General features: G+C 64.2%; 9 protein-coding genes. 2 read left to right on the top strand and 7 right to left on the bottom strand.

Going from position 1 to position 9313, the window contains the following annotated elements; genetic code table 11:
• Positions 1 to 568 (bottom strand): SPOR domain-containing protein (locus tag CDV46_RS18585; RefSeq protein ID WP_087724120.1); only part of this gene is annotated, 568 nt, incomplete at its 3' end.
• Between the two features lie 57 nt (positions 569 to 625).
• Positions 626 to 2389 carry an arginine--tRNA ligase gene (argS, locus tag CDV46_RS18580; RefSeq protein WP_087724118.1) on the bottom strand — a complete coding sequence of 588 codons (1764 nt, stop codon included), beginning with the start codon at positions 2387 to 2389 and terminating at the stop codon, positions 626 to 628.
• Positions 2390 to 2552: 163 nt separating this feature from the next.
• Here argS and CDV46_RS18575 point away from each other — a divergent pair, with 163 nt between their 5' ends.
• A complete protein-coding gene (locus tag CDV46_RS18575; RefSeq protein WP_087724116.1) occupies positions 2553 to 2876 on the top strand; it encodes a DUF1840 domain-containing protein in 324 nt (107 codons plus the stop codon).
• Between the two features lie 159 nt (positions 2877 to 3035).
• Here CDV46_RS18575 and CDV46_RS18570 read toward each other — a convergent pair whose 3' ends face one another.
• The 4 genes from CDV46_RS18570 to CDV46_RS18555 form a co-directional block, all read right to left on the bottom strand.
• Positions 3036 to 3359, bottom strand: coding sequence for a hypothetical protein (locus tag CDV46_RS18570; RefSeq protein WP_058377020.1), 324 nt, complete (start codon positions 3357 to 3359; stop codon positions 3036 to 3038).
• 192 nt (positions 3360 to 3551) lie between these two features.
• A complete protein-coding gene (locus tag CDV46_RS18565; RefSeq protein ID WP_058380039.1) occupies positions 3552 to 4262 on the bottom strand; it encodes an MgtC/SapB family protein in 711 nt (236 codons plus the stop codon).
• 205 nt (positions 4263 to 4467) lie between these two features.
• Complete coding sequence (gene metH / locus CDV46_RS18560; protein WP_087724185.1) at positions 4468 to 7173, bottom strand: methionine synthase; 2706 nt, start codon at positions 7171 to 7173, stop codon at positions 4468 to 4470.
• A 23-nt stretch (positions 7174 to 7196) separates the two neighbouring features.
• Entirely contained in the window at positions 7197 to 8312 is a 1116-nt protein-coding gene (locus CDV46_RS18555) for a homocysteine S-methyltransferase family protein (protein WP_087690023.1), read from the bottom strand.
• Between the two features lie 184 nt (positions 8313 to 8496).
• Here CDV46_RS18555 and CDV46_RS18550 point away from each other — a divergent pair, with 184 nt between their 5' ends.
• Positions 8497 to 8889 carry a rhodanese-like domain-containing protein gene (locus tag CDV46_RS18550; protein WP_058377022.1) on the top strand — a complete coding sequence of 131 codons (393 nt, stop codon included), beginning with the start codon at positions 8497 to 8499 and terminating at the stop codon, positions 8887 to 8889.
• Positions 8890 to 9007: 118 nt separating this feature from the next.
• Here CDV46_RS18550 and CDV46_RS18545 read toward each other — a convergent pair whose 3' ends face one another.
• A complete protein-coding gene (locus tag CDV46_RS18545; protein ID WP_058377023.1) occupies positions 9008 to 9265 on the bottom strand; it encodes a BTH_I0359 family protein in 258 nt (85 codons plus the stop codon).
• Positions 9266 to 9313 lie beyond the last annotated feature (48 nt).

The raw sequence follows: 9313 nt of genomic DNA, 5'->3' as shown, positions 1-9313 counted from the left end.
GACCGTTGGCGTCGCGCTGCGTCACCTTCGCTTCGAAGCCCGACAGGGCCAGCTTGGCACGCAGTTGCTCGGCGTCGTTTTGCGACTTGAACGCACCCACTTGCAGGTAATAACCCGTGCTGGCGTTATCCGTGGCGCTGGCCGGGGGCGTCGTCGGCGGCGCGACCGGGACGGTCGACTTGCCGTTCAGGATGTCGGCCGGCGAGGGCTTGGCCGGCGGGGTGGCCGGCGTGGCCGGCACCGCCGGTGCCGTGGCTTCCGGCGTGACAGGCGTGCCCGGGACGAGCGGCGACGTGACGGCCGGCTGCGACGCGGTGTCCGGCGTCACGGTGCCCGGGGCCGCGCCCGGCAGCGGGGTTCGCGGCTGGAGCGACTTGTTCGGATCGGGCGGCTGCGCGGCCGGCGAGTTGTCGGCAGGGCGCGGCGGCGTCTTTTCGACGAACGGGGTCGGCGTCTTCGTAATGTAGAGCGCAACAACGACGGCAACGGCCAGCCCAACGATCAGGCCGAGCACGATGCCCAGGAATGTGCCGCCCCGCTGGCGGGGCTGACGACGTTTGTTTGCCATCGAGTCGATTCCGTCCTTACAGAGTTCCGTTGCGTTTCCGGTCCGGAGTGGTTGGAGTTACATCTTGGCCGGTGCGGACACGCCCAGCACGGCCAGACCGTTGCGCAGCACCTGACGCGTCGCCGCGAGCAGCGCGAGGCGCGCATGCTTGACGGTTTCGTCGTCGACCAGCACGCGGTCCGAGTTATAGAACGAGTGGAACGCGCCCGCGAGATCGCGCAGATAGAACGCCACCGCGTGCGGGGCCAGTTCTTCGGCGGCACGCGTGAGCATGTCCGGATACTCGGCGAGCAATTGCAGCAACGCGAGGGCGCGCTCGCTGTCGAGCGGCGACAGATCGACACTCGCCAGTTGCGCCTCGTCACCGCCCCACTGCGTCAGGATCGAGCAGATGCGGGCGTGCGCGTACTGCACGTAATACACCGGGTTCTCGTCGTTCTGCTTGAGCGCGAGATCCACGTCGAACACGAATTCGGTGTCGGCCTTGCGCGAGATCAGGAAGAACCGCACGGCGTCGCGGCCACGGCGCAGCGCATCTTCACGGGCAGCCGGGTCGGTGATCGGCGTCTCGGCCGTGATGCCGCCCGACCATTCGATCAGGTCGCGCACGGTCACGTAGCTGCCGGCACGCTTGGAGATCTTCACCTCTTCGCCGTTGCGCATGACGGTGACCATCTTGTGCAGCACGTAGTCGGGGTAGCCCTTCGGAATACCGATGCCGAGCGCTTGCAGACCGGCGCGCACACGGGCGATGGTGCCGTGGTGGTCCGAGCCCTGCACGTTGATGACTTGGTGGAAGCCGCGGTCCCACTTGCGCGTGTGATACGCCACGTCGGGCACGAAGTACGTGAACGTGCCGTCGGACTTGCGCATCACGCGGTCCTTGTCGTCGCCGTAGTCGGTCGTGCGCAGCCACAGCGCGCCGTCCTGTTCGTACGTCACGCCGGCATCGATGAGCGCCTGTACCGTGCGCTCGACGCTGCCGTCGGCGTACAGCGACGACTCGAGATAGTACTGATCGAAGATCACGCCGAACGTTTGCAGATCGATGTCCTGCTCGCGGCGCAGATACGCCACCGCAAACGCGCGGATCGAGTCGATGTCTTCCACGTTGCCGCTGCCGGTGACCGGCTCGCCGTCGGACGCCTGCACGGTCTTGCCGGCGAGGAAGTCTTGTGCGATGTCGCCGATGTAGTCGCCGTTGTAGGCCGACTCGGGCCACTCGGCGTCACCCGGCTTGAAGCCGCGCGCACGGGCCTGCACCGACGTCGCCAGCGTCTGAATCTGCACGCCGGCATCGTTGTAGTAGAACTCGCGGTGCACCGGGCGGCCTTGCGTGTCGAGCAGGGCAGAGATGGTGTCGCCCAACGCGGCCTGACGGCCGTGACCGACGTGCAGCGGGCCGGTCGGGTTGGCCGAGACGAACTCGATGAGCACCGGAGCGGCTTCGTTGCTGGCGGCACGGCGGCCGAACGCAGCGCCTTCGGTCAGGATGGCGCTGGCCACCGACTGCTTGGCGGCATTGGCCAGTCGCAGATTGATGAAGCCGGGGCCGGCGATTTCGACAGCGTCGACCAGACCTTTGGCGCGTGCGTCGGCGAGAATCGCTTCGGCGATCTTCTGCGCCAGCTCGCGCGGGTTGGCGCGCAGCGGCTTGGCGAGTTGCATCGCGACGTTGCAGGCCAGATCGCCGTGAGCGGCGACTTTCGGGCGTTCCAGCAGGATCGTCGGCGCGGCCGGTGCGGTGCCGTCAGTCGGCAGCAGGCCGGTAACGACGTCGCCGATCAGCGCGACGAGAGCATTCTTTTGGGCGGGTAGCATGGCGGGTGTTTCGGGTGCGTCCGGACGGCGTCCAGACAGGCAATTGAATCGTCAGCACCGGATTTTAACAGGTGTATGATGATTCCACGGTGCCCGCGGCCCCGCGCATTACGTGACATGGGGGCGCAGCGGCAGTGGGGATAAGTCGAATAAGGAGGCAACCATGCTGGTAACGTTCAAGTCGAAAGCGTCACCGAATATCACCATGCTGGAAAATCTCGCACAGTATCTGCTCGGTCTCGTCGGCAAAAAGCTCGGCGAACGCGGGGCGATCGGGGATGACGAAACCAGCGGCGCGATCGCCAAGCTCGAAGCCGCGATTGCGGAAGACAACGAAGCCGCGAAGAAGGAAAGCGAGGGCAAGAAGTCCGACGAGCGCGACGAAGACAACCGCCTGCGGCTCGCACAACGCGCGTATCCGTTGCTCGACATGCTGCGCGAAGCCAACAAGCTCAATGTCGCCGTCATGTGGGAAACCGGTAACTGAAACCCGTCACCGAAGTCGAAAAAAAAGCAGGCCACGAATCGTGAGCCTGCTTTTTTTATGCCCGGCCGGAAGAGGTCACCCCCGGGCGAGGGGCAGCAATGATGCAGTGGTGACGCTCGACCGGCTGGAAGCATTGGGGCGCCCGAGCGCCCCGCATGCTTACTGGGCCTTGCCCGGTGCGTTATCCGGCGCATTGGTGGCACCGTTACCGGTGTTGCCGTTGTTCGGCGTCTTCTTGGTGCTGTGACGCGGCTGTTGCGCATGCGAATTCGGATGCGGGTTCGACGGCGTCATGGTCTGTGCACCCGGCGTCGGGGCCGCCGGCGAAGTCGGATCGGCCCGGCTCGGCATCGGCGTCGTCGGTGCGGTCGTGCTGCCGCCGCCCGGGCCGGCTGCGCCGCCACCGCCAGCACCTTGGGCAAAGCTCAGTGCCGAGGCACCGGCGAGGGTCAGGGCAGCAACCGAAATGATCAGCTTTTTCATCAGATGGACTCCTTTGCATTGCACTGCACATCGTAGGGATACTGGGTACAGGCCTCACTTGCGTTAGTGAGATTTCAGTCTAAGAGTCCGCAAACCACGGTGCTGTAAGGCTTTGTAATCGTTTGTAATTCGGCTTTCTCCCACGAGAAGGCCGCAATTCGCGTGGGAGATTGCGACGCAAGGGGGAAGTCGTCAGTCGTCCGAACGGCTCGACCAGAACACTTGATTCACACCCGGCAGCGTCTCGAGATGGTCGGTGAGCGCATCGAGTTCGCCCGCCTTGACGGCCGTGGGCAACAGCAGCGCTTCGATTTCGACTTCCGCTTCGCCAAACGGGTGGATGTCGAGCGCGCGCACCGGGTAGTTCGACGCTTCGAGCCACGCTTCGACCTTGTCGAGCACTTCGCGCTGCGTCGTGCGCGCGCAGATGACCGACAGCGCGTAAGTGGCTTCGGCGGTGGCTTCGTTGATTGGCGCGCGGTTGATGCGGTTCACCACCGGGCGCAGCAGCGTGTTGGCCGCCAGCACGAAGGCCGCGACGATGACCGCTTCGAAGAGCATGCTTGCGCCGGCCGCCGCGCCGACGGCGGCCGATCCCCAGAGCGTCGCGGCCGTGTTCAGGCCACGCACCGAGGCGCCGTCTTTCATGATCGCGCCCGCGCCGAGAAAACCGACCCCCGACACCACGTACGAGATCACCCGCGTGTCGCCCGGCATCAGCCGCATCGACAAGTCGACGAATGCTGCGGCGCCCACGGCCACGAGCACGTTGGTGCGCAGGCCCGCCGTGCGTTGGCGCACCTGCCGTTCGACACCGATGATGCTGCCGAGCACAAACGCGACCGTGAGCGAGAGCAGGGTATTGAGCAGCGGATAGAGCTGGAAATTCTGGATGTTTTGCAGTGCGTGCATGGGACGTCTCGAAATGACGGTCACGGTGCAGGCCCTCCGCGCGGGGCGAGAGGACCGGTATGCGGCAACCCGATCGGGCGCGACACTACGCCCAAGTTGCGACAGCGGCGTGACACCCGGGTCAACGAGTCAGATCGATGAGCCGGGGCACGCCGCCGCGATTATGTCATGCAGACCATGCAGACGTGATGACGCGTTACGACAATTGCGGGGCGAGGAGACGCCGCGCGGTGGCTTCGTCCACGCCCATGCGTTCCATGAAGTCCTCGACCTGATCGGGGCCGATCTTGCCCACGCTGAAGTACGTGCTGTCCGGATGCGAGAGATAGAAGCCCGACACGCTCGCGGCCGGCAACATGGCGAGCGATTCGGTCACGCTCATGTTGATTTCGTGGGCTTGCAGGTAATGGAACATCGGTCCCTTGACCGAGTGTTCCGGGCAGGCCGGGTAGCCCGGTGCGGGGCGAATACCCACGTACTCTTCCTTGATCAGCGCGTCGTTGTCGAGCGTCTCAGTGCTTGCATAGCCCCAGAAGTCGCGGCGCACGCGCGTGTGCATGCACTCCGCGAAGGCTTCGGCCAATCGGTCGGCCAGCGCCTTGAGCATGATCGCGCTGTAGTCGTCGTGATCGGCGAGGAAGGTCGCTTCCTTGGCGTCCACGCCCAGACCGGCCGTCACGGCGAACACGCCGATATAGTCGGCCACACCGCTGTCCTTCGGCGCAATGAAGTCAGCCAGCGAACGGTTCGGGCGACGCACACCGTCCACCACCGGGCGCTCGCTCTGCTGGCGCAGGTTGCGCCACGTGAAGGCGACTTCCTTGCGCGACTCGTCGGTATAGATCTCGATGTCGTCGTCGTTCACCACGTTGGCGGGCAGCATCGCGATCACGCCATTGGCGGTGATCCAGCGGCCGAGAATCAGGCGCTTGAGCATTGCCTTGCCGTCGGAGAACACACGGCGCGCCGATTCGCCGACGATCTCGTCGTTGAGAATCGCGGGATAGGGGCCGGCGAGGTCCCACGTCTGGAAGAACGGACCCCAGTCGATGTATTGCGCGAGTTCGGCCAGATCGTAGTTTTTGAACACGCGGCGGCCGATGAACTTCGGCTTGGGCGGCACGTAGGTCGACCAGTCGACCTTGAACTTGTTCTCGCGTGCGGTCTGGAGCGACACCATCGGCGTGGCCTTGCGGTTCGCGTGTTGCGTGCGCACGCGCTCGTAGTCGGCCTTCACGTCGGCGAGGTACTTGGTCGCCGCGTCGTCGGACAGCAGGTTCGAGGCGACCGATACCGAGCGCGAGGCGTCCGGCACGTAGATCACCGGGCCGTCATAGTGCGGCGCGATCTTCACCGCCGTGTGCACGCGCGAGGTCGTGGCACCGCCGATGAGCAGCGGAATGTTGCGCAGACGGAAGTACTCGTCGCGCTGCATTTCCGAGGCCACGTAGGCCATCTCTTCGAGACTTGGCGTGATGAGACCCGACAGGCCGATGATGTCCGCGCCCTCTTCCTTCGCCTTGGCGAGAATTTCAGCGCACGGCACCATCACGCCCATGTTCACGACTTCGAAGTTGTTGCACTGGAGCACCACGGTCACGATGTTCTTGCCGATGTCGTGCACGTCGCCCTTGACCGTGGCGATCACGATCTTGCCCTTCGAGCGCACGTCTTCACCGGCGGCGGCCATGCGCGCCTTTTCTTCTTCGATGAACGGGACCAGGTGCGCCACCGCCTGCTTCATTACACGGGCGCTCTTGACCACCTGCGGCAGGAACATCTTGCCGGCGCCGAACAGGTCGCCGACCACGTTCATGCCGTCCATGAGCGGGCCTTCGATGACCTGAATCGGACGCCCACCGGCGGCGTCGATCTTCTGGCGCACTTCCTCGGTGTCTTCGACGATGAAGTTCGTGATGCCGTGCACCAGCGCATGTGCCAGACGGGCTTCGACCGGCTGATTACGCCACTCGAGATTTTCTTCGCGCTTTTGCGCGCCGCCCTTGAAGCGGTCGGCAATTTCGAGCAGACGCTCGGTGCTGTCGTCGCGGCGGTTGAGCACCACGTCTTCCACGCGTTCGCGCAGTTCGGGATCGAGGTTTTCGTACACGCCGAGCTGGCCGGCGTTGACGATGCCCATGTCCATACCGGCCTGAATCGCGTGATACAGGAACACGGTGTGAATCGCTTCGCGCACGAGGTCGTTGCCCCGGAACGAGAACGATACGTTCGACACGCCGCCGCTGATCTTGGCACCCGGCAGGTGTTCCTTGATCCAGCGCGTGGCGTTGATGAAGTCGACCGCGTAGTTGTTGTGTTCTTCGATGCCGGTGGCGACCGCGAAAATGTTCGGGTCGAAGATGATGTCTTCGGGCGGGAAACCGATTTCGTCGACCAGCACGCGATAGCTGCGCTGGCAGATCTCGGTCTTGCGCGCGTAGGTGTCGGCCTGCCCTTTCTCGTCGAACGCCATCACGACCGCGGCGGCGCCATAGCGGCGGATACGCTTCGCGTGATGCAGGAACGCTTCCTTGCCTTCCTTGAGCGAGATCGAGTTGACGATGGCCTTGCCCTGCACGCACTTCAGACCCGCTTCGATGACTTCCCATTTCGACGAGTCGATCATGATCGGCACGCGCGCGATGTCGGGCTCGGAGGCGATCAGATTCATGAAGCGCACCATGGCCGCCTTCGAATCCAACATGGCTTCGTCCATGTTGATGTCGATGACCTGCGCGCCGTTTTCGACCTGCTGACGGGCCACTGCGAGCGCTTCGTCGAACTGGCCGTTCAGGATCATGCGCGCGAACGCCTTGGAGCCGGTGACGTTGGTACGCTCACCGACGTTCACGAAGAGCGTGCCCTCGCCGATATTGAAGGGCTCGAGGCCGGACAGGCGCATCGGTGGCACGTTGGGCGTTTGGCTCATGCTGCATCATCCTCATCATTGCGGTACTGCGCCGGCCAGCGGCGCGGCTTGACGTCGGCGAGCGCCTTGGCGATCTCGGCGATGTGTTCGGGCGTGGTGCCGCAGCAGCCACCGGCCAGATTCACCAGACCGGCCTGCGCGAATTCTTTCAACAGGCCCGAGGTCACGTCCGGCGTCTCGTCGAAGCCGGTGTCGCTCATCGGGTTGGGCAACCCTGCGTTCGGATACACCGATACGTAGGTGTTGCACAGCTTGGCCAGCTCGGCGATGTACGGACGCATGAGCGTGGCGCCCAGCGCGCAGTTCAGGCCGAACGTGAGCGGGCGGGCGTGGCGCAGCGAGTTCCAGAACGCTTCGACCGTCTGGCCCGAGAGAATGCGGCCGGAGGCATCGGTGACGGTGCCCGAGATCATGATCGGCAGCACCTCGCCCGTGTCTTCGAACAGCTCGTCGATGGCGAACAGTGCAGCCTTGGCGTTGAGCGTGTCGAAAATCGTTTCGACGAGGAACAGGTCGACGCCGCCTTCCAGCAGCGATTTGGCCTGCGCGTAGTAGGTGTCGCGCAACTGGTCGAAGTCGACGTTGCGTGCGCCCGGGTCGTTCACGTCGGGGCTGATGCTCGCAGTCTTCGGCGTCGGGCCGATGGCGCCGGCGGCAAAGCGCGGCTTGTCCGGCGTGCTGTAGGCATCGCAGGCCTCACGGGCCAGACGCGCCGACTCGCGGTTCATCTCGTCGGCCAGATGCTCCATGTGATAGTCGCTCTGCGCGACCGTCGTTGCCCCGAACGTGTTCGTCTCGAGGATGTCGGCGCCGGCGGCGAGGTACTTGCGGTGAATTTCGCTGATCACCTCGGGACGCGTGAGCGAGAGCAACTCGTTGTTGCCCTTCACGTCGTGCGCGAAGTCGGCAAAGCGCTCGCCGCGATACTGTGCCTCGTCGAGCTTGTAGCGCTGGATCATCGTCCCCATCGCGCCGTCCAGAATCAGGATGCGCGATTCGAGCAACGCCGGCAGTGCTTGCCCACGGGTGTAGCGGAGCGTCGGCGGCTGTACGGTGGCGGCCGGCGTGGTGCCAGCGCCAGCGTTGGCGGTGGAGGGGGAAGCGGTGGTCATGACGAGCGTCGCCTTGGAGTGGCCGGAAAACCTATAATTGTAATGGTTTTGGCGCATCCCGCTCGCTCGCGGGCCGCGCCGGGCGGGCGCCAGACGCCTCGCACACACCTCGCACACGCGCTTGCGGTGACTTGAGCTTCTGCCCGCAAGGCGACTTGAAACATTGACTCTCTACCCCGACGACATGGAATTCCTGCTCCCGAGTGCTGCCAACAAGTTTCTGCAAGCCAACGCCAACGCGCTGTTCGTCGACTGCCGCAGCGAGATGGAGTACCTGTTCGTCGGGCATCCGGCAGGGGCCATCCACGTGGCCTGGAACGACGGCCCGGACTGGGAGATCAACCCGCACTTCGTGCAAAGCGTGCGCAAGCTGGCAGGCGCCGGCGGTGACCGGCCCGTCGTGCTGATCTGCCGCAGCGGCAACCGGAGTTCGGCCGCGGGTGAGGCGCTCGAAGCGGCAGGCTTCCTGAATGTCTACGGGGTGCTGCACGGTTTCGAAGGCGATCTGAACGCCACCCATCACCGCAATGCGGTCAACGGCTGGCGCTTCGATGGGCTGGCGTGGGAACAGTGCTGAGCGGCTTAGATGTTGATGCGCTGAAGAAACTCTGACATCGCAGCAAGCTTCGCCGGAATGAAAAAACCCTCGCATGGCGAGGGTTTTTCGTCTGGCGGCACCGCGTACGGTGTTTGCGTCAGTGGAGCACGACCGGGTTCGTCATGAAGGTGTCGAACTGCCCGAGGAATTCATCGACTTCGTCCTCGGATGGTTCGCTGGCGATCAATTTCTGCACTTCTTCACGGAATTGCCGGGCAAGCGAGCCGTCGAGAAAGATTTCACGGCCAGCGGTTTTGTCCACGATTTCATACCCACCCGCAGACAGCGAGTGACTGCCGTTATCGGCTGAAAACTCGACGACATAGTAATTCGGGCTGTTGTAAATCATGAGCATGGCAACTCTCCTGGTGTTCCTGCATGGTCCTTGGTAACCCACATAGGG

The sequence above is a fragment of the Pandoraea sp. PE-S2T-3 genome (genome assembly GCF_002179965.1).
Lineage (GTDB): Bacteria > Pseudomonadota > Gammaproteobacteria > Burkholderiales > Burkholderiaceae > Pandoraea.
This window is presented reverse-complemented; position numbering and strand designations above follow the sequence as displayed.

Coding starts and splice junctions, on each gene's coding strand:
- CDV46_RS18570 (WP_058377020.1), bottom strand. CDS start 3,359: ATGAAAAAGCTGATCATTTCGGTTGCTGCCCTGACCCTCGCCGGTGCC.
- CDV46_RS18555 (WP_087690023.1), bottom strand. CDS start 8,312: ATGACCACCGCTTCCCCCTCCACCGCCAACGCTGGCGCTGGCACCACG.
- metH (WP_087724185.1), bottom strand. CDS start 7,173: ATGCGCCTGTCCGGCCTCGAGCCCTTCAATATCGGCGAGGGCACGCTC.
- CDV46_RS18550 (WP_058377022.1), top strand. CDS start 8,497: ATGGAATTCCTGCTCCCGAGTGCTGCCAACAAGTTTCTGCAAGCCAAC.
- CDV46_RS18545 (WP_058377023.1), bottom strand. CDS start 9,265: ATGCTCATGATTTACAACAGCCCGAATTACTATGTCGTCGAGTTTTCA.
- CDV46_RS18575 (WP_087724116.1), top strand. CDS start 2,553: ATGCTGGTAACGTTCAAGTCGAAAGCGTCACCGAATATCACCATGCTG.
- argS (WP_087724118.1), bottom strand. CDS start 2,389: ATGCTACCCGCCCAAAAGAATGCTCTCGTCGCGCTGATCGGCGACGTC.